General features: G+C 59.3%; 19 protein-coding genes. 12 read left to right on the plus strand and 7 right to left on the minus strand.

Going from position 1 to position 20,575, the window contains the following annotated elements; all coding sequences use genetic code 11:
- The first annotated feature begins 27 nt into the window (after window positions 1-27).
- The 4 genes from D9N14_RS21755 (at window position 28) to D9N14_RS21770 (ending at window position 3,989) form a co-directional block, all read left to right on the plus strand.
- Window positions 28-2,061, plus strand: coding sequence for a neutral/alkaline non-lysosomal ceramidase N-terminal domain-containing protein (locus tag D9N14_RS21755; RefSeq protein WP_290583795.1), 2,034 nt, complete (start codon window positions 28-30; stop codon window positions 2,059-2,061).
- A 9-nt stretch (window positions 2,062-2,070) separates the two neighbouring features.
- The gene (locus D9N14_RS21760; RefSeq protein WP_290583797.1) at window positions 2,071-2,391 is read left to right on the plus strand and encodes a DUF2007 domain-containing protein; all 321 of its coding nucleotides are present in this window, start codon (window positions 2,071-2,073) and stop codon (window positions 2,389-2,391) included.
- A gap of 173 nt (window positions 2,392-2,564) precedes the next feature.
- Window positions 2,565-3,452 carry a rhombotarget lipoprotein gene (gene rhlP / locus D9N14_RS21765; RefSeq protein WP_290583799.1) on the plus strand — a complete coding sequence of 296 codons (888 nt, stop codon included), beginning with the start codon at window positions 2,565-2,567 and terminating at the stop codon, window positions 3,450-3,452.
- Window positions 3,453-3,497: 45 nt separating this feature from the next.
- Window positions 3,498-3,989: an AAA family ATPase gene (locus D9N14_RS21770; protein ID WP_290583801.1), complete on the plus strand. Its 492-nt coding sequence runs from the start codon at window positions 3,498-3,500 to the stop codon at window positions 3,987-3,989.
- On the opposite strand, the gene bfr is transcribed toward D9N14_RS21770, so the two are convergent.
- Window positions 3,986-4,468, minus strand: a complete 483-nt coding sequence (gene bfr, locus D9N14_RS21775) for a bacterioferritin (protein WP_290583803.1) — start codon at window positions 4,466-4,468, stop codon at window positions 3,986-3,988. The genes D9N14_RS21770 and bfr overlap by 4 nt on opposite strands.
- A 257-nt stretch (window positions 4,469-4,725) precedes the next feature.
- On the opposite strand from bfr, the gene D9N14_RS21780 reads away from it, so the two are divergent.
- The 7 genes from D9N14_RS21780 to D9N14_RS21810 all read left to right on the plus strand — a co-directional run bounded on the left by D9N14_RS21780 (window position 4,726) and on the right by D9N14_RS21810 (window position 13,991).
- Entirely contained in the window at window positions 4,726-4,995 is a 270-nt protein-coding gene (locus D9N14_RS21780; RefSeq protein ID WP_290583805.1) for a YiaA/YiaB family inner membrane protein, read from the plus strand.
- A 5-nt stretch (window positions 4,996-5,000) separates the two neighbouring features.
- Entirely contained in the window at window positions 5,001-5,693 is a 693-nt protein-coding gene (locus D9N14_RS21785) for a PspA/IM30 family protein (RefSeq protein WP_290583807.1), read from the plus strand.
- Between the two features lie 102 nt (window positions 5,694-5,795).
- Window positions 5,796-6,548: a sterol desaturase family protein gene (locus tag D9N14_RS21790; protein WP_290583809.1), complete on the plus strand. Its 753-nt coding sequence runs from the start codon at window positions 5,796-5,798 to the stop codon at window positions 6,546-6,548.
- A 122-nt stretch (window positions 6,549-6,670) separates the two neighbouring features.
- A complete protein-coding gene (locus tag D9N14_RS21795; protein ID WP_290583811.1) occupies window positions 6,671-7,216 on the plus strand; it encodes an MliC family protein in 546 nt (181 codons plus the stop codon).
- Window positions 7,217-7,324: 108 nt separating this feature from the next.
- Window positions 7,325-9,568, plus strand: a complete 2,244-nt coding sequence (parC, locus tag D9N14_RS21800; RefSeq protein ID WP_290583813.1) for a DNA topoisomerase IV subunit A — start codon at window positions 7,325-7,327, stop codon at window positions 9,566-9,568.
- A 92-nt stretch (window positions 9,569-9,660) separates the two neighbouring features.
- Window positions 9,661-12,999: an MHYT domain-containing protein gene (locus D9N14_RS21805; protein WP_290583815.1), complete on the plus strand. Its 3,339-nt coding sequence runs from the start codon at window positions 9,661-9,663 to the stop codon at window positions 12,997-12,999.
- Window positions 12,996-13,991 carry an HD domain-containing phosphohydrolase gene (locus D9N14_RS21810; protein ID WP_290583816.1) on the plus strand — a complete coding sequence of 332 codons (996 nt, stop codon included), beginning with the start codon at window positions 12,996-12,998 and terminating at the stop codon, window positions 13,989-13,991. The genes D9N14_RS21805 and D9N14_RS21810 overlap by 4 nt, the downstream gene beginning before the upstream one ends.
- A 5-nt stretch (window positions 13,992-13,996) precedes the next feature.
- Here D9N14_RS21810 and D9N14_RS21815 read toward each other — a convergent pair whose 3' ends face one another.
- From D9N14_RS21815 to D9N14_RS21840, 6 genes are read right to left on the minus strand one after another with little or no spacing between them, the layout of a single operon-like run.
- On the minus strand, window positions 13,997-15,517 hold the full coding sequence (locus D9N14_RS21815) for a hypothetical protein (RefSeq protein ID WP_290583818.1): 1,521 nt from the start codon (window positions 15,515-15,517) through the stop codon (window positions 13,997-13,999).
- Window positions 15,474-16,199 (minus strand): hypothetical protein, encoded by a 726-nt coding sequence (locus tag D9N14_RS21820; RefSeq protein ID WP_290583820.1) that lies wholly within the window; start codon window positions 16,197-16,199, stop codon window positions 15,474-15,476. Before D9N14_RS21820 ends, D9N14_RS21815 begins: the two co-directional genes overlap by 44 nt.
- Complete coding sequence (locus D9N14_RS21825; protein WP_290583822.1) at window positions 16,147-16,875, minus strand: lysophospholipid acyltransferase family protein; 729 nt, start codon at window positions 16,873-16,875, stop codon at window positions 16,147-16,149. The genes D9N14_RS21820 and D9N14_RS21825 overlap by 53 nt, the downstream gene beginning before the upstream one ends.
- 12 nt (window positions 16,876-16,887) lie before the next feature.
- A complete protein-coding gene (locus tag D9N14_RS21830) occupies window positions 16,888-17,181 on the minus strand; it encodes a PA4642 family protein (RefSeq protein WP_290583824.1) in 294 nt (97 codons plus the stop codon).
- 40 nt (window positions 17,182-17,221) lie between these two features.
- Window positions 17,222-18,244 (minus strand): AI-2E family transporter, encoded by a 1,023-nt coding sequence (locus tag D9N14_RS21835; protein WP_290583826.1) that lies wholly within the window; start codon window positions 18,242-18,244, stop codon window positions 17,222-17,224.
- Window positions 18,245-18,261: 17 nt separating this feature from the next.
- A complete protein-coding gene (locus tag D9N14_RS21840; RefSeq protein ID WP_290583828.1) occupies window positions 18,262-19,179 on the minus strand; it encodes a glucosaminidase domain-containing protein in 918 nt (305 codons plus the stop codon).
- 141 nt (window positions 19,180-19,320) lie between these two features.
- Between D9N14_RS21840 and serB the strand changes: the two genes are divergently transcribed.
- A complete protein-coding gene (gene serB, locus D9N14_RS21845; RefSeq protein ID WP_290583840.1) occupies window positions 19,321-20,550 on the plus strand; it encodes a phosphoserine phosphatase SerB in 1,230 nt (409 codons plus the stop codon).
- The last annotated feature ends 25 nt before the right edge of the window (window positions 20,551-20,575 follow it).

A 20,575-nucleotide genomic window follows, 5' to 3' on the forward strand; every position in this document is an offset into this window, starting at 1 on the left:
AGGATTGAGGACTGATTAGGAAACGGAATGAAAAAAACAATAAAGCGAATCCTGTGGGGGGTGTTGCTGCTGGTACTGCTGGCCATGGGCGGCGCCCTGCACGCGGTGTGGCCTTTTTTGACCTACCCGGTGGAGGCGATTCAGGTCCAGCGCAAAACGCCGCTGCTTTCGGAGTCCAATGAACAGTTGCTGGCAGGGGTGGGGGTGCGCGACATTACCACGCCCATCGGCATTCCCAAAATGGGCTATTCCGCCTGGGCGCGGGATGCGGACGGGTTTCGGAACCGGCTCAAGGCACGGGCTTTTTATCTGAAACCCCCCGGTGGTGAACCCCTTTTGGTGCTGCAGGCGGATCTGCCGGCCAGCTCCCTGGTTCTGCAGCGCAAAGTGGCGGAGCGGGTGGCGGAACGCACCGATGTGGCCGTGCACAACCTGAGCCTGCACGTTACCCATACCCACAGTGGCCCAGGCCAGTATTTTTCCAGTGATTTTTACAATGCCTTTGGCTCCAACCGGCCGGGCTTTGATCCGGACGTGTTCGGGTTTCTGGTGCAGCAGTTGTCAGAGGCGGTGGTGGAAGCCTATGAGCAGCGGCGCCCGGCCAAACTGGCCATCGGGCAGACGGAGTTATACGGCGTCACCCGCAACCGTGCCATGGGGGCCTACGTACGCAATGAGAACGTCAGCGACAAACAGCAAACCGAGGCGGCGGCGCTGCGGGCGGTTAATCCCCGCATCACCCTGGTGCGCCTGGACGGGCTCACGGAGCAGGGCAATTACCGGCCCCTGGGGGCGTTTTCCACCTTTGCCATTCACGGCACCGCCATTCCCCCATTTACGCACCCCTATCACGGCGATGTCTGGGCTTTCTTTGAGCGCCAGCTGGAAGACCATATCCGGCACCACTATCAGCCGCCCTGGCCGGTGGCCCACGGGCCGTTCGAGGCCAATCACGGCGACAACAACCCGAACTATCGGCTGGGCCTGCGGGGGGATATTGAAACCCGCCGCATTGGTCTTGAGCTGGCGCAGCAGGCCTGGCAGTTGTTTCAGTCTTTGGACGATCAGCTCACGGACCAGGTGATCATCAGCTCCGCCCAGCGCGAACTGGATGTGTTGAACCTGGCGGCGGAGGATCGCGGGCTGCTGTGTGAGCGGGCCATTGCCGGCACCGCCGTGGTGGGGGCCGCGAAGGATGACGAGGTCTTCCCCATCAGTTACCTGCCGCCGTTCCAGCGGGGCTGGCCGGACGACGGTGCCGGTGATTGCCATGGTGCCAAGCGCTGGATGCTGTCCCGGTTACAGGCCTGGGGCCTGGCACCCTGGCGCTACCCCCACCGGATTTCCATCAGCAGTTTTCGCATCAATGAGCTGATCCTGGTGGGGCTACCGTTCGAAGTGACTTTCGAGGCCGGCAACCGCATGGCGGACGCCGTGCAGCAGGCGGTAAGCCAGTATGGCAGCGGTATCCGCCAGGTGGTGATCAGCAGCCACACCAACGGCTTTTTTGGTTACAGCACCACGCCAGAGGAATACAGCGCACAATGGTATGAGGGGGGGCACACCATCTACGGCCCCAACACCACACCGTTTCTGGCGCGGGAATCCCGCGAGCTGGTGGCCATGATGTTGCAGCAACCGGGGTACGCGGATCTGCCGGAGCAGTGGCAATTCAATCTGGCCAGCGCCCGTTATTTTCCCGAGTCGGTCACCCCTACCGGCAAGCGGGTGCAACTGCAGCCAGCGGTGTTTGTGGCGGCGACCAGGAACCAGGAACCCTATTGGGAGTGGCAGGTGCTGGACGTGAATCCCGGCCAGCTGCAGTTGCACCAGCCCCTGCTGGCGGTGGAGGTGAGTGACGACGGCGAACACTTCAGCACCTTGCTGGATGATCAGGGGCTGGATCTGCAGGTGATTCACAACGGCGCCTCCGATGCGGGCATGTCCCGTTATACCCTGCGCTGGTACAACCCGGAAATCGCGGTGCCGGGTCGCTGGTTCCGCTTTCGCCTGGAGCCCCGGGTCAATCAGGCGCTGTTCCACTCCAGTCCCTTTCGGTGAGATCGCCCTATGCAGATTGTGTATCGCTCCCGGGATATTGCTGAAGCTCACATTGTGGCGGGGATGCTGCAGGCGGATGGTATTGAGGCCTTTGTGGGCGGGCACTATCTGCAGGGGGGAATCGGGGAACTGGGCATGGCGGATTTTGCGGTGGTGCGGGTGAATGATGCTGACGTCGCCGCCGCCCGGCAACGGGTTTCGCAATACGATGCCAGTGTTCAGCAGGGCAATTCTGCCACCGAATCCCGGCCTCTGAGTTTCCACACCGCGTCGATGATCATGCTGGGGTTTTTATTGCTGGTGATCCTGTTGGTGAGTCTGGTGGCATAGCGAGCGTTGGGTGTTATCCCTTGCGGCCAACGGTACTGCCCACTGACACTTTGCATCCCGCAGTAGCCTAAATCTGTCTTAGAAATAAGACTCTCCCCATCAACACAGGCCGAAGGGGAGAGCCTCACATGCAAAATCAAAAACGAATCTGGAGGAGAATCTTGTGCACGGGAATGTTGAGTGTACTGCTGTTGGCAGGCGGTTGTGCTGGCCAACAGGTCAGGACCAACAGCAGCGTGGTGGATTACCTGTACCCGTCCGACGGCGCAGGCGGCGCGCGGCGATCGAATACGGTGCCATCACTCACTCTGCCACTGCGCGTGGGCGTCGCGTTTGTTCCCGAGCAGTCCAGCGTCCACCGCGGACGCAGCCTGTGGGGCGGGGATTTTGGCTTTGGTGTGCTGACCGCTGCCTATAAAGCGCAATTGTTGGAGCGGGTAGCCGAGCATTTCAGGCAGTATGCTTTCGTCCGTGACATCGAGGTGATTCCGTCCGAATATCTCACCCCGGGTGGCAGCTTTACCAACCTGGATCAGATCCAGGCCATCTACGACCTTGATGTGGTGGCGCTGGTATCCTACGACCAGGTGCAATTTACCGACAGCGGCCGGCTCTCTTTCAGTTATCTGACGTTGGTGGGTGCCTATGTGGTGGCCGGCGAAAAAAACGCTACCAGCACCATGATGGATACAGTGGTGTACGACATAGCCAGCCGCAAAATGCTGTTCCGTGCGCCGGGTACCAGCCAGGTTCAGGGCCGGGCGACCCCGGTGGATTTAAGCGCGGAATTGCGTCACGACAGTCTGCAGGGATTCGATGAGGCCGCCGCCAACATGATTGCCCAACTGGATACGCAGCTGAGTCAGTTCAAGGACAGGGTCAAACGCGACCCGCAACAGGTGAAAGTGGTGTATGGTGAGGGCTATGGTGGGGCGGCGGCTGGGCCCTGGGAGATGCTGACCTGGTTACTGGTGGGTATCGTGCTGGCCATGCGCTCCCGGATCCGTTGTCTCAGGGTCAGCGGTTCCAGGAGCATCGGTTCCAGGAGCATTGCAACATGACGATCCAATCACAGCGGCTGAATCAGGCCGGGGAATCTTTCTTTGATGAACTCGAAAAACATTCTGATCTTTGGCAACTCCGGTTCCGGCAAGTCCACCCTGGCGCAGAAGCTGTGCGCGCAGTATGACTTGGCGCACCTGGATCTGGATGTGATCGCCTGGAAGCCGGGGCTGCCGCCCGCGCGCATGCCCCTGGCGGAATCCGGTGCCTTGATCGAGCGCTTTGTGGCGGAGCATGCTGGCTGGGTGATCGAGGGGTGTTACGCGGACTTGCTGGAGATGTTGTTGGGCCGATGCAATGAGCTGATCTTTCTGGATCTACCGGTGGCAATGTGTATCGAGAATGCCAGAAAGCGACCCTGGGAGCCGCACAAGTATGAGTCCAAGGCGGCCCAGGATGCCAATCTGGAGATGCTGATTCAGTGGATTGCCCAGTACCCTGAGCGCAGCGATACGTTTTCGCGAGCTGCCCACAGGGCACTGTTCGAGCGGTTCGACGGCAACAAAACCCTGCTGGAACTCAACCATCCGACCTAGGGGGAACCTGACTCCATCTGCGACTGCAGATAGTTTTCCATACCCACTTTCTGGATCAGGCCCAACTGGATTTCCAGCCAGTAGGCGTGATCCTCTTCAGTGTCCTTCAACAGCGCCTGCAGCATGTCCCGGGTCACGTAATCCTGCTCTTTTTCACACAGGGCGATAACGGTTTTCAATTCGTTGTCCACTTCGTATTCCACCCGCAAGTCGCTTTCCAGCATGGACACCACGTCTGCACCCACCATGAAGCCCTTGCGCTGGGTCATGTCCGGTGTGCCGCCCAGAAACAGCATGCGTTCAATCAGCGCCGCTGCGTGCCGCTTTTCATCATCGAACTCATGGTCAATACGCTCATAAAGCTTGTGCAGCCCCCAGTCCTGATACATGCGGGAGTGGATGAAATACTGGTCCATGGCGGCCAGCTCGCTGGCCAGGAGTCCATTGAGTGCGTCGATGACGGTTTGCTTGCCTTTCATGGTGGAGTTCCTTAGGGGAGGGGAGTTATGTGCCACCACAGTATAACCCTAATACCCGTAGGGTAAAAAGATCCGGTCGCAGCCCCCCGTGCTTCGGTGGAATGGGTTGCCCGGCCGGAACGTCTGGTATGAGCGTGTCTGGTATTGATATTTGATACCAATGGGTCAGGTTGTCGCTACAAATTACAGGGAGGTTGTCTGTTTTGAGCCCGGGGGCCACACTGACCCTGCTGCTTTCAACCACGGAGATGACCCCAATGATCGACAATATCAGTGACAACTCAAAGGGCTGGCTGTTCTTTGTAAAAGCGTCTTTTTGTGTGGCCCTGGCCGCCACCGCGGCGGGCATTCTGTTCATTCCCACGGACTTTCTGGTGAAAGGATACATGGGGTTGTGCGCCCTGTTCCTGGTGAGCACCAGCATCACCCTGTCCAAAACCCTGCGGGACGAACATGAGAACCAACGGCTGATCAACAAGATTTCCGAAGCCAAAACCAAACAACTGATCAAAGAGTACGCGGAGTAATCATCATGAGTGTCTGGACCAAACTGAATACCCTGTTTCGTGCCTCCGCCGAGGAGCCCCTGCATCACCTGGTGGACGCCAACAGCATCCGCATTTTTGAGCAGGAGATTCGCGACGCGGAAAAAGCCATCCAGCAGGCCAAGTTGCAACTGGCCACGGTGATGGCAGAGCAAAAACAACTGCAACGCCACAATCAGGCCCTGGAGGAAAACATCAGCAACAAAGAGCGCCAGACCTGTGAAGCCCTGGACAAGCAGGAGGAAGCATTGGCCCGCGACCTGGCGGAACTGATTGCGGAAGATGAACAATTGCTGCAACAGCAACGCAAGCAGGTGGCCTATCTGGAGAAGCAGGCGCTCCATCTGAAACGACAACTGCGCATTGCCGCCAACGGTATCCAGAAATACCAGCGCGAGCTGACCCTGGCCAAGGCCAACCGCACCGCCCACAAAGCGTTGGGGAATCTGAACGGTTACTCCAGTGGTCTGTCGGCGTCCCTGCAGGAGATGTCGTCCTCCCTGGACAAGATCAAACGGCAACAGACCCGGGCCTCGGAAATGGATGACGCCCTGCGGGAAATCGACGCGGAGCTGAACGGAGAACAACTGGGTGATCGGCTCAGGCAGGCGGGTATCGCCAGCGGTGAGCACGACGCCGACAAAGTGTTGGAGCGGCTCCGAAAGCAGCGGGCAGCCTGACGGGTCGGCAACGGATGCGTCCGTGCCGATGCCAGAGGGGCGGCGTGAGTCGCCCCTTTTTTCACGCCAGTTAAACCTTCACGTTTTCTACAAGGACACGTTATGTTACTGCAGCTGATGGCGGTTTTTTTGTTCTGTTTTATCCTGGAGCGATTGATTCCGGGTTGGCCATTGCCCCGGGTAAAATCCTGGCCGTGGCGGGTGTTGCTGATCAACCTGATACAGATCGGGGTGGTCTTGCTGGCGGGCATCACCTGGGAGCAGTGGCTGTCCGCACAATCGCTGTTACACCTCAGTGAGTTTCTGTCGCCGGTGGCGGGTGGCCTGGTGGCGTACTTTATTACCACCTTTGTCTTTTACTGGTGGCATCGCTGGCGCCACGAATCGGACTTTCTATGGCGCGCCTTTCATCAGATCCATCACAGTCCGCAACGGCTGGAAGTGATCACCTCGTTCTATAAACACCCCGGCGAGATGATCGTGAATTCGGTGATCGGCAGTCTGCTGGTGTATACGCTGTTGGGGTTATCCTTGGAGGCCGGTTTGGTGTACACCGCCTGCACAGCGTTGGGCGAGTTCTTTTACCACACCAACGTTCGCACCCCACGCTGGATCGGGTATGTATTCCAGCGGCCGGAAATGCACCGCATTCATCACCAGGCCGGGCGCCACAAGCACAACTACGGCGATATCGTGTGGTGGGATATGCTGTTTGGAACCTACGAAAACCCGCAACACTGGAACGGTCACTGCGGTTTCACAGGATCCCGGGAGGAACGACTGCTGGACATGCTGTGTTACCGGGATGTGCACCAGCAAGGCCACCAGCAGGTTCACAAGCCTGGCGGGGAATAATCGAATTCGGTAAGGTATTGTGGCACAGTAACGGCAATCTTTACTCTTTATGATCATCGTCGCTCAACGGGGTTTCTGCTTGAGCGTGTTACTTAACTTTTCCCGGATACAGGAAGCCTGTCATGGAATGGATCAAACGATTGTCGTTGTTATTTTTTGTGAGTCTGATGGTGGCCTGTGCTGCTACCCCGCCGGCGGCGGACCACACGCAGCACATCACACCCACCACCTACACCCAGGACAGCTGGCACACCATGATTCCCGCCACGTGCACCCACTTCTTTGACGGCTGCAATAAGTGCACCCGGGCAGCGGGGGCCGAGGTGGCCGCCTGCACCCGCATGGCCTGCATGGAGTACAAGAAGCCGGAATGCCTGGATGTGGCAGCACAGTCCAGTGGCGGTGAGCAATTCCGCTGCGTGGGCGACAAACGCTTTACGGTCTATCGCTCGACCTACAGCAGCGGCGGTCAACAACAGACGCTGGGGCAGGGTGAGATCATGTTGGTGGATGCCCAATCACAGCGGGCCACCCTGTTGAAACGGGTGCCTACCGGTTCCGGCGAGCGCTACGAAGGGGAGCAGGACCTGATCTTCTGGTCCAAGGGCCCGGACGCCATGGTGTTGCAAAAGAACGAGCCCCTGTACCGGGATTGTTCACGGATCTGACAATATTTAAGCCACTGAATCAATTCTGGTTTTTTCGGTCTCTTCTATTAGAATGAAGGCAATCTGTCTTCGATCGACCAGCCCCAGAAACGAAAAAACCAGAATACTATGACCCAGCCAATGGATTTTGAAGGCGTTGAACGCCTTCCTCTCAAAGAATACACCGAACGCGCTTACCTCGATTATTCCATGTACGTCATTCTGGACCGGGCCCTGCCCAGCCTGGGGGACGGCCTCAAGCCGGTGCAGCGGCGCATCATTTACGCCATGTCGGAGCTGGGTCTGAAGGCCAGTTCCAAACACAAAAAGTCCGCCCGTACGGTGGGGGATGTGCTGGGTAAATACCATCCCCATGGGGACAGCGCCTGCTATGAAGCCATGGTACTGATGGCGCAGCCGTTCTCCTACCGCTACCCGTTGGTGGACGGGCAGGGCAACTGGGGGTCGCCGGATGACCCGAAATCCTTCGCCGCCATGCGCTATACCGAATCCCGCCTGGCGCCCTATGCGGATGTGTTGCTGGGTGAGCTGGGCCAGGGCACGGTAGAGTGGCAGCCCAACTTTGATGGCTCCCTGGACGAGCCGGTGGTGTTGCCCGCCCGCTTGCCCAATGTCCTGCTGAACGGTGCCATGGGCATCGCGGTGGGGATGTCCACCGACATCCCGCCCCATAACCTGCGGGAAGTGGGTGAGGCCTGCATCAAGCTGCTGGAAGACCCGGGCTGTTCCGTGGACGACCTGTGCGACATTGTGCAGGGGCCGGATTTTCCCACCAACGCCGAAATCATCACGCCCCGTAACGACATCATCAAGATGTATGTGACCGGTCGCGGCTCCCTGCGCATGCGGGCCCGCTACCAGATGGAAGACGGTGATGTGATCGTGACCGCGTTGCCGCACCAGGTATCCGGCAACAAAATCCTGGAACAGATCGCCGACCAGATGAACAAGAAAAAGCTGCCCATGGTGAGCGATCTGCGGGACGAGTCCGACCATGAGAATCCCACCCGCCTGGTGATCACGCCCCGTTCCAACCGGATCGATGTGGAGCAGTTGATGAATCACCTGTTCGCCACCACCGATCTGGAGCGCACTTACCGGGTCAATATGAATGTGATCGGCAACGATGGTCGCCCCGGGGTGAAAGGGCTGCATGACTTGTTGTCGGAGTGGCTGGAGTTTCGGATCACCACGGTGCGCCGCCGCCTGCAGTATCGCCTGGACAAAGTGCTGGAGCGTCTGCACATTTTGGAAGGCTTGTTGATTGCCTACCTGAACATTGATGAGGTGATCCACATCATCCGTACTGAGGATGAACCCAAGCCGGTGATGATGGAACGGTTCGGCATTTCTGATATTCAGGCCGAAGCCATCCTCAACATCCGCCTGCGTAACCTGGCCAAACTGGAAGAATTCAAAATCCGCGGCGAGCAGGAAGAGCTGGAGAAAGAGCGTGAAACGCTGGAATCCATCCTCAACTCCAACGCTAAGCTGAAGAAACTCATCGTTAAGGAAATCCGGGAAGACATGGATAAATACGGCGATGAGCGGCGCTCCCCTATTGTGATGCGGGGTGAGGCCAAAGCCATGGATGAGACCGAGCTGGTCTCCGCCGATCCGGTGACGGTGGTGCTGTCCAAGAAAGGCTGGGTGCGGGCGGCCAAGGGCCACGAGGTGGATGCAGAGGGGCTCAGTTACAAGGCTGGGGATGAGTACAAGGCCTCGGCCCTGGGCAAGTCCAACCAAAACGCGATTTTTATCGACAGCACCGGGCGCAGTTACGCCTTGCCCGCTCATACCCTGCCATCGGCCCGGGGCCAGGGTGAGCCGCTTTCTGCCCGCCTGTCGCCACCGTCAGGGGCCACTATTGATGCGGTTCTGATGGGGCCGGATAGCCAGAAAGTGCTGGTGGCCAGTGACGCCGGGTATGGCTTTATCGGCAAACTGGAAGACGCCCAGACCCGCAATAAAAACGGGAAGGCCTTCATCAATCTGCCCAAGGGCAGTCGGGTGCTGCAACCCAAACCGGTCACTGATCCGGATCATCAATACGTGGTGGCCGTCACCAGCGAAGGTCGCATGCTGATGTTCCCGGTGGCGGAATTGCCGGAGCTGGCCAAGGGTAAGGGCAACAAAATCATCAGTATTCCCGGCGCCCGGGTGGAAAACCGGGAGGAATTTGTGGTGGATATGGTGGTGTTGGGTGCCGATAACCAGCTTAAGATTTTTGCCGGCAAACGTCATATCGGACTCAAATTCGCGGATCTGGAGCACTACCTGGGTGAACGGGGCCGTCGCGGCAACAAACTGCCCCGAGGATTCCAGAAAGTGGATGCCATTGAGGTGGTTTGAGCTGCTGCCTTAGTCTGCTAGGCAGATAAGGTAGCATTACCCGACTGTTTTACTAGACTAACTCATATTGCTGGCTGTTGTTTTATACCGATATGAGTTCTCTGCTCTCCTTTTTTTCCTATCCGGACGATTCGCTCCTGATCTATGGCCGTTTTGATCCTGGCCTGGTGGTGCTGTCCGTTCTCATCGCCGCCTTTACCTCGGCCATGGCGCTGCACATGGCCAGTCAGGCTCGCCAATCCAAACTGGCCCGCTCCCGCGGCATTACCCTGTTCACCGGCAGTGTGGCCATGGGAGGCGGGGTGTGGGCCATGCACTTCATTGGCATGCTGGCCTTCGACCTTTGTACCCCGGTGGAATACGAGCTTAGCCTGACCCTGGTGTCTGTGGTGCCTAGCATTGCTGCCTCCGGAGTGGCCTTGAAACTCAACAGCAAGCCCAATATCAGTTTGCGGGAACTGCTGGGGGGCGGGGTGCTGATGGGTTCCGGTATCGGCACCATGCATTACACGGGCATGGCGGGCATGGTGATGGCACCGGCGCTGCGCTACGACATGGGCATGTTTGCCCTCTCCATCGTGGTGGCGGTGGCCTTATCCGTGCTGGCGTTGTGGTTGCGTACCGGCATCGGCCGCCTGCCCCGGTTTCGGGATTCCCGTTTCCTCGGCGACGTGGTGGGCGGTATCGGCATGGGAGTCGCCATCTCGGCCATGCACTATGTGGGTATGGCGGCGGCCCGCTTTGTGCCACCCCCCGGTTTTGAGCTGGACCCGGATACCTCGCCCGTTTCCCTGTTGTTGGCCACCGGCGTATCGGTGACCACCGTGGTGATCGCCTGCCTGGTGGTGGCGGTGGATCTGCTGCTCAGTTACAAGCGCTTGTCATTGGAAGCGCGGGCCAATGAAAAACGCATCCGGGGCATCCTGCAAACGGCGGTGGACGGCATCATCACCATCAATCACCGTGGCATCATCCTGGCGGTGAACGATGCCACGGAACGCATCCTGGGTTGGCGCAGTGATGAATTGCTTGGCCAGAACATCAAGATGTTGATGCCGGAGCCCATTCGCAGCGCCCACGACGGCTATCTGCAGCAATATATGGAAACCCGGATTGCCCGCATCATCGGCCAGGGCCGGCAGGTGGAAGCGCAGCACAAAGGCGGTGAGCTGATTCCGGTGCGTTTGGCCATCGGGCATGTGCAGACTGCCAACGAAAATCTGTTTGTGGGGTTTCTCACGGATCTGCGGGAGCAGGTGAAAATGGAATCGGAGTTGAAGGCCAATGAAGCCCGCTTCCGTTCCCTGATTGGCAATATTCCCGGCGCCGCCTATCGCTGCCAGTGCAACAACCGTTGGGATATGGTGTTCATCAGCGATGCGGTGGAATCCATTACCGGCTACCCCGCAACGGATTTTATGCTGCCGCATCCCAAGCGTAATTTTGCCGATCTGATTCTGGAGCAGGACCGGGTCTATGCCCATGACCTGCAGAAAAACCCGCGCGCGTTCGAAACCGAATACCGGATCACTCATCGGGATGGCAGCGTACGCTGGCTGCAGGACAATGGCGAATGTGTGCTGGACGAGCAGGGCAACGTGCAGTTTGTGGATGGCTTCATCATGGATGTGACCAAACGCAAGCAACTCGATATGGAGTTGGTGAGCGCCAAGGTCAACGCGGAGCAGGCTGCCATGAGCCGCAGTGCCTTCCTGGCCAATATGAGCCATGAGATTCGCACCCCCATGAATGCGATCATCGGTTTCAGCGACATTCTGTTGTCCACGCAGTTGACCCGCGAACAGACGGAGTATTTGTCCACGCTCAGCAATTCCGCCCGCTCCCTGTTGCATCTGCTGAACGATATCCTGGACGTGGCCAAACTGGAAAAAGGCAAGGTGACCCTGGAGTTGCTGGACTTCTCCCTGCGTGACCTGGTGGACTCGGTGACCTCCACCTTGTGGATTCAGGCCCGCAAAAAAGGCCTGCAACTGGAGGTGAACCTGAGCCCCGAGCTGGAACCCTATTACAGCGGCGCCAGTGACCGCATCCGTCAGGTGCTCACCAATCTGGTGGGCAACGCCATCAAATTTACCGAACAGGGCCGCGTGACTCTGGATGTGGAGCCGGCGGCGAAAGGCGCGGTTCGATTCCGCATTTCGGATACCGGTATCGGGATCGAGGCGGACCGTCTGCAATCCATTTTTGAGCCTTTCACCCAGGCGGACTCATCCATGAACCGGCGCTTCGGTGGCACCGGACTGGGCACCACCATCAGTCGCCAGTTGGTGGAATTGATGGGTGGCAAACTGGAAGCGGAAAGCCGCATCGGCGAAGGCAGTTGTTTCCAGTTTGAATTGCCGCTGGCGGTGGCCAGTGCGCCGCCGGAACAGCAAAAGGGACAGGTACTGGAACTGCCGCCGCTGAGTGTGCTGGTGGCGGACGATATGGAACAGAACCGGGATTTGATGCGGATACTGCTGGAGCGGGAGGGGCACCGGGTAACCTGTGTGGCCGATGGCAGTGAAGCGGTGCGAGCCGCCAAATACAATGAGTTCGATGTGATCCTGATGGATGTGCAGATGCCCAACCTGGATGGTCTGACGGCCAGCAAGTACATCCGGGAATGGCGCGAGACTCACAAACTAAACCGGATTCCGGTGATCGCCATGACCGCCAGCGTTATGGAGTCCGATCGCAAGGCGGCGGTGTCAGCGGGGATGGATGGCTTCTGCACCAAGCCGGTGGAATTCAACAAACTGTGTGAAGAAATGGTCAGGGTATTGCAGATTCCCGTGTCCTGGCGTGAGCTGGAAGAAGAGCCTGCCGAGTCTGAAAGTTCCATGCTGGATGTCGACAAAGGTATCGCGCTCTGGGGCAGCCGCGCGGCCTATCTGGATGAACTGGCCAAGTTCTGTCGCCGCCTGGAGCAGGATGCCGTGGATCTGCATCACACTCTGGACCGAGCGGATTATGCCACTCTCGCCCAGGCGGCCCACGGATTATTGGGGGTGAGTGGCAATCTGGCCATTGCCACCCTGGCGCCGGTGTTCTCGCAACTGGAGAAGGCAGCCAAGGGCAAGCGCTTCCAGGAATGTTGTAACAGCCTGTCCTCGATCTCAACATTGTCGCGGCAACTGCGGGCGGAGCTGGAACGTCTGCAACATAACCGGCCGGCCAGTGCGGCCACCGCCGAGCGCGAAGTCAATATGGCGGAGCTGCAGGTGGCCGTGGACAAGCTTATACAGGCCTCTGAACGCAATGCCTGTGATGACGCGGCGCTGTCCCTGTTGCTGGGGCAGGCGCCGCTGCTGGGCGTGGATACGCTGCAGCAACTGGAGGATGCGTTCAACAACTTCGAGTTCGCAGCGGCGCTCGCAACGCTGCAACAACTTCATCAACGGGTTAATCAGGGTATTCCATCATCATGATTACTGGCGCCGATACCAAACAGAAGCTGCTTATTGTTGACGATGAGCCTACCAATCTTCGAATCCTCAAATTGATGTTGCAGGAGGACTATGACCTGGTGTTCGCCAAGTGTGGCGAAGAAGCCATTGCCCTGGTGCAGGCGGAACGGCCGAACCTGGTTCTGATGGACGTGATGATGCCCGGGATGACCGGGTTCGAAGCCTGCAGTGCAATTCGGGCGCTGCCGAATCAGGGCGGCGTGCCTGTCATCTTTGTCACCGCCCTCAAGGACGAGGTGGATGAAGCCACCGGCTTTGATTGTGGTGGCGTGGATTACATCACCAAGCCCCTGAGCCCGGCCATCGTCAAGGCCCGGGTGCGAACCCACCTGTCCCTGGTGCAAGCGGAGGAGTTGAAAACCACCCGGCTGCAGATCATTCAGAAGCTGGGGCGGGCTGCGGAGTACAAAGACAATGAGACCGGCTTGCATGTGATGCGCATGAGCCACTATTCCCGCATTCTGGCGCTGGCATCCGGTTATTCCGAAGCCGCAGCGGAGGACCTGCTGAACGCTGCCCCCATGCACGACATCGGTAAGATCGGCATCGCCGACAGCATTATGTTGAAACCGGGCAAGCTCACGGAAGAGGAGTTTGCCGTCATGAAGCAGCACCCTGAAATCGGTGCTGAAATATTGGGGGAATCGGATGTGCCGCTGTTGCAGCTGGCGCGAAGTGTGGCGCTGCATCATCATGAAAAGTGGGATGGCTCCGGCTATCCCTTTGGCCTGCAAGGGGAGGCGATTCCCATCGAAGCCAGGATCGTGGCGCTGGCGGATGTGTTCGATGCCCTCACCAGTGAGCGCCCCTACAAAAAAGCCTGGACCGTAGAGGCGGCACTGGAATACGTAGAAGAGCAAAGCGGCCGGCACTTCGATCCCGATCTTGTGAAAATCTTCCGCGCCAGCCTGCCGGACATTCTGGTGATCAAAGAGCGCTTCGCTGAGCGCTGAGACGTTCAGTCTGCGGTTGTTTGATCCGGCACAGGCAGATTCAGTAACCGCTCCAACCGGGGCTCATCAAAGTGACGTTTACCGACGAAGGCTACCGCGTGATGGCCCTGCTGGCGCATGGCCCCGGCACTTTCCACGCCCAGGGGCCACAGGAAAAACCGTTCGCGCCGGGCAGACGCATCAATCCGGCCGTGGGGGTCGAACCAGCTCCGATGGCGGGGGCCGTCGCCGGGCACCGGCAGCGAACGCAGTTCCTCATAGTCGACCAACTGATAGAGGCGGCTTTGCTCCTGTGGCTGCCCGTTCCAGTGACTGACCCGGGTCAGGTAGTGGGTGCCGGCCTCCAGGGTCAGTTCAACCGCAGGCTCGGTGGCGGGGAGCGGATTCACAAAGAACAGGATCGGTTCCAGGCTGTGGGATTGATCCAGGCCATCAATGGTGGCGGCCAGTGGAGAGTCCGCCGGCACGTGCACCGAGTGATAGCAGCCGCAGGGATGGATGCTGTCGTACATCAATACCTTGCCATCCGGCAGCAGGGTCACCCGCCACACCAGTCCGTCCAGCTTACCGCCATACCAGTCGTCGGTGGTGGGCTTGGGGCGCTCACTGAACCAGAGGGTGTAGTTCAGTTGCAGCAGGATGTCTGAGCCATAACGCACATAGCTGGGGTAGGTGTACAGAGTGGGCTGGCCAGGGTCGATGTGGCGGGATAGGCCCCCGTGGTCACCGCTCCAGGTGGCAGCCCCGGGCAAATCCGCTGATGTTTCAACCTCAATGCGATAGCGGGGAGCGAAGTACTCCAGCACCTGTTGTATCTGCTCCGCCGGTAATTGCGGAACATGCAATGCATTGGCCTCATAGGCCCTGGCCAGCCATTGGCGCACTGGAATGCTGGCGGGCTCCGGGGCAGCATAGATATTGGCAGGACGTGTGTCATCCACCGGTGCCAGGATGCGTGCCTGCATTTCCTGCTGGTACTCGGCGATGGAGCCGGCCGCCGCCTGCTTGATCAGGGCGTAAAAGCCGAAGAACCGCAACACGTCGTTGTAGCTGTCCGGCACCTGCAGGGCCTGTTCGGTGAGCGGCTTCTGCAGGCTGCTCTCAAACAATACCCGATCGCAGTCCGTCTCAAACTCGGTAAACGCCATCTGGGATGATGGTGTCTCCCGCGGCAGGTTGCGCCACTCCAGAGCCAGGCTGGACATCCCCAGTTGATGCAGTGTCCGGCGCCACTCTGTCTGTTGTTCCGTGGTCAGCTCTGCTGCCTGGAAACTGGACCAGAAGCGATTGCTGCGATAGGTGGGAAACCCCGACACCGGGTGATACTGGGCATCCCCAACCCCGTGGCGCTGAATGCTGCGCTGCAACTGCGCCAGTTGAGCCTGACATTGCTGCAGTGGCTGTTGAGCGCCTGCTGCTTCACTCTCTGCGGCTGTACCCTCTGGGCCTGGTGTCAGGCTGCAACCGAACAGCAGCAACTGGCTAACGACAATGGCGATGTGCGGTAATTTGCGGATAAAGATCATTGTTTCCCTCGTATTCCCGATGATGGTGTTGCGCCCACTGGCTCAGGTTCAGTAAGGCTTCCACCGCCAGATCCCGGTTGCTGTTGTTCACCAGCCATTGGGGGATTACACCGCCCCAGCGACTGCCGGACTGGTAGCGTACCCGGGTTCGGCAGTGGTCCAGGGCGCTTAGCAGCCAGTGGCCTTCCGCCTGGCGGATGCGCAGGTAGCCAGGCTCTTCCGGCAGGGCGTCCGGCTGGTTCTCCATTTCTATACGCAGCTCGGCGGCGGAAAGTTGCATCACATCGAACAGGGTAATGGCATCCCGGGGCCGGAAGGGCCAGCGGGTAACGGTGCGGAACTGCACCAGCGTCTGGTGCGGGGCGGGCTGCGCCACTACCCGCACGTCCTGGGTGAAGGGCAACCACTCCCGTTGTCGACCGGCATCCTGCAGTAACGCCAGCAGCGGCAATATGGGGGCGTTGATTTCGGTTTCTGCGCGCACAATGTCGTAGGGGCTTGGGTCATGGGGGCGTGGGTCATGGGGTGGAGTCTGCGTTGCCACCTCCTTTGTCACGCTTTTCATTACCCATAATCGCACCGCCGGATCGGGGCTGGTCAGCGCTTGCCAGGGCTCGGCTGCGGCGAAATCAGTGCAGAGGCTGAGGAGCAGCAGGATGGCCCTGGGCCAGGCAGCGGTCATAGCGTTGTTTCATCTCGGTGGCGGCCTGCTGCAGATCCATCTCTGCAGGGATGTGGCCCGGTTCCAGTACGCTAACATAAACCGGTCCTGGCCGCAGGCGGGTACTGCGGGGTGGGAGGCGGCTGCCACTGTTATGGATGACAATGGGAATCACGGGCAGACCGCAGTGACGGGCGATGGCGAAGGCCCCCAGGCGGAAGTGCCCCGTCTGCTCCTGGCGTGAGCGGGTGCCTTCCGGGGCGATGACAATGGAGAACCCCTGCTTCACCGCCTGTTGTGCCTGGGGCAGCAATTGTTCCTTCCAGCCTTCACCCCGTTTGATGAACAGGTTTCCACTCAATCGCAGCAGAGGTCCCAACAGCGGATTGCGTCCCAGTTCCTCTTTGGCGATCCCGACCACGGGGTGTTGCAGCAACGATGCCACGATCACCGGGTCCAGCCCGCTTTGGTGATTGAACAGGATGACGGCGGGGCTGAGCCCCAGGCGTTCACGCTGGTGGCAGACCACCGGGGTGCCGGCCAGGGTGGGGCCCAGTTGACCCACAGTGCGGGCCATGGTGAGCACAACCTGTTGCTGGGGGCGCCCCAGCAGGCGCAGCAGGGTGCCCCGCAGAATGGCGCACAGGGCCGGCAGCAGTACCGCGATCAGCAGTTGCAGTGAGCGCAGCAGCCCCATTGGCAGGCCGGATTACTGCGCGCCGTGTTTTTTCAGGACTTCCACATAGCCCGGTTGCTGGCTGTGCTGGGCGGCAATCTGCGCCAGGGTGCGCCCCTGCCGGTCAGTGGCATTCACATCCCGGCCCTGGGCCACAAACATCGCCAGGAACTGGTCAAAGTACTCCACCGGCAAACCGCGATAGGCTTTGGTCAGAACGTGAAAGTCGGCGTTCTCGTCGCCAACGGGCTGCATTTCCAGAAAACGGGCCACCTTGTTGGCGTCCAGTTCTTCTCCGATTACCTTCTGTTTGTCTTTGCTTGACATGACATTACTCTCTTCAAATGCCCGGCCGCGCATAGTACCACTACTTATTGCCCAGCAACACCGCCAGCCAGTGGCTCTCCTCGTTGGATTCCAGGGCCAGTTTCACGATCATGGTGAGGGGGATGGAGAGCAGCATGCCCACCGGCCCCAACACCCAGCCCCAGAACAGCAGGGAGAGGAACACCACCAGAGTGGACAGCCCCAGCCCCTGGCCCATGTAGCGGGGCTCCACGATATTGCCCATCACCACGTTCACAATCAGAAAACCCAGCGCGCTGATGCCCGCGGCCCCCAGCCCCAACTGAACGAAGGACAGCAGCACCGCCGGAACCGCAGCGATGATGGAGCCGATATTGGGTATGAAATTCAGCAGGAACGCCAGCAGCGCCCACAGCACCACATAATCCACTCCCTGCACCCCGAGCCAGACGCCGATGAAGAGGCCGGTACCCAGGCTGACCAGGGTCTTGATGATCAGGTAACCCTTTACCGACTGGTTGAATTGCTCGAATGCCGTCAGTGACCGGTGTTGGTCCCCCATGGCCCGCCGAAACTTGGCGGGAAAACTGGAGACCTCAAACAGGATGAACAACACCGTCAGGAAAATCAGGAAAAAGTCGGTCAGCACGTTGCCGAAGCCGGTCACCACCGTGCGCACCATCTCCATGACCTTGCCGGGGTTGATCTGTTCCTTCGCCATCTTCTGGGACAGTTCAATGCCGTGCCCGGCCAGCCACTGGGTCACCGCGGTGGTCTCCTCCCTCAGGCTGGCCTGGTAGGCGGGAATCTGGCGGGCAAAATCATTGATGGAGGTGGCCACTAACATGGAGAATCCGCCGATGGTCAGCACCACCAGCAGCACCACCGCAATCACCGCCAGGCTGGTGGGAATGCGTCGTGATTCCAGCCACATCACCAGCGGGGCGCAGAGAATGGCGATGAAGGCGGACAGTAAGAACGGTACCAGAATCTCGGAGGCGGCTTTCATGCCGGCCACCACCACCACAAAGCAGGCGAACCCGAGCAGGACTTTCAGGGTGGGGCTCAGGGCTTGGTAATCCATAAAGGCTCCGGTGCGATTCAGCTGGAAGGGGGAGTGTTGGGTTCCGGGGTAGGGATGAGCTGGCTCTGGCTGTCATCCACGGCGATTTCGTTCGCTTCTTCATGTGCCTGTGTGGCCGCTTCGTCCCCGGGTGCGGTATCGGCTTTTTCGTCTGCCACCATGACCGGGGTGCAGTAGCCATGGGGGTCCGGCTCCAGCTTGTTCACGCGGATCAGCTGTTTGATGGTTTCCACATACTGCTGGCCTTTCTCGGAGTAGCTCACCAGGCCCCGGGCCAGATAACAGCCCTTGAGCGCCTCGGCCTGTTGGCGCTGCTCCGCCCGCGCCTGGCGCAGATGGCGATAGGCGCGGTGACTGTTGAGGTTGTGCATGTAACTGTTCACCGAAGCCTGGGGTGAAGTGAACAGGCGGACCTCGTGATCCTTGTCTTCGCCGCGGGATTCCGGCACCAGCCCACACCCTTCCCGGAAGCACCACTGGCCGAAGTAATTATTGCCTTCCACCGCAAAACGAGAGGTGCCCCAGGCGCTTTCCATGGCCGCCTGGGCTTTCACCAGGGAGGGCGGCAGGGTATCCACCTTCAGCAGCAGCTGGGTGCGGATTTCCTCGGGGTCGTCGCTGCGCACCCGATAGCGCTTGGCCAGCTGTTGCCATTCTTCCGCTTCAAGCGTGCGTTTTTCGATGCGCTCGCGCAGTGCCAGAATCTCCTGGTTGCGGGCGTGGATGTAGTCGTCAAGAAACGCGAAGAACGCTTTCTTGCGCTTGCTCACCGGTTTGATGGCGGCGAAGTCCGGTTTGTCATCCGCTGTGACCTCCATGCCGTCGCCCAACAGGCCGGCAGGCGCCTGCATCAGCTGGGGGGTAATGGCCAGATGCAGGGCCACAAAACCCAGGCAAAATATGGCAGTGATGATGAGTGGTAGATGCCTTGACATAACCTGATCCGAATCAATTCCTTGAAGGGGGGATTACGCCACGAACGTTACTTTTTTGCAACGCAACCCGTTTTTTCTAATGTTCATGGTTACGTGTAGAATAGGCGCCAATCTGCGACCATGAAACGGAAAGGATTGGGAGTGCGCGAAATACTGTTGATCAATATCTCCGGGCCGGACAAGCCCGGGGTCACCTCTACCATAACGGACCTGCTGGCCCGCTACGACGTGAATGTACTGGACATCGGCCAGGCGGTGATCCACGACACCCTGACCCTGGGCATGGTGGCGGAAGTGCCGGCCGGCTCGGAGTCTTCCCCGGTGCTGAAGGACGTGCTGTTCGCCTGTCATTCCATGGGCATGGGGGTACGCTTTGAGCCCATTGCCGAAGCGGACTACGAAGGCTGGGTGCAGGGGCAGGGTAAGGATCGCTTTATCGTGACCATCCTGGCCCGCAAGATCACCGCCAAACACATTGCTGCCGTCACCAGTATTGTGGCCGGGCATGGCCTGAACATCGATCACATCAATCGCCTGTCTGGCCGCATCTCCCTGGGGCCACAAAGCCCGGACCAGAAAGCCTGTGTTGAGCTGTCGGTGCGGGGTGCCCCCAGTGACATCGGCCAGATGCGGGCCCAGTTCCTGGCCGCGGCCGGGGATCTGGGCGTGGACATCGCCTTCCAGAAGGACAATGCCTACCGCCGTAACCGGCGTCTGGTGTGCTTCGACATGGATTCCACCCTGATCGAAGCGGAAGTCATTGACGAGCTGGCGAAGGCTGCTGGCGTGGGGGAGGCGGTGTCCGCCATCACCGAGCAGGCCATGCGGGGGGAGCTGGATTTCACCCAAAGCTTCCAGCGCCGGGTGGGCTTGTTGAAAGGGCTGGATGAGTCGGTGCTGGAAGGCATCGCCCACAACCTGCCCATCACCGAAGGGGCTGAAGACCTGATCCGGGCCCTGAAGGCCCTGGGTTATAAAACCGCGATTCTGTCGGGTGGCTTTACCTACTTCGGTCAATTCCTCAAGCAAAAGCTGGGAATCGACTACGTCTATGCCAATGAGCTGGAGATCAAGGATGGCAAGGTGACCGGTGAAGTGAAAGGCCGGGTGGTGGATGGCCAGCGCAAAGCCGAGTTGTTGCGGCAGCTTGCCGCCCAGGAGAACCTGAACCTGCAACAGGTCATCGCCGTAGGGGATGGCGCCAACGACCTGCCCATGCTGAGCGTGGCCGGCCTGGGCATTGCATTCCGCGCCAAACCCGTGGTGAAGGAGAGTGCGGAACACGCTATTTCCGAGCTGGGCCTGGACGGTATTCTTTATCTGTTAGGGGTTCGGGATCGGGACAGTGAAGAGCTGCTGAAGCGCAGTTGATGTGTCCCGGTTTGCACCCTGGTGC

The organism is Ketobacter sp. (assembly GCF_003671495.1).
GTDB lineage: Bacteria > Pseudomonadota > Gammaproteobacteria > Pseudomonadales > Ketobacteraceae > Ketobacter.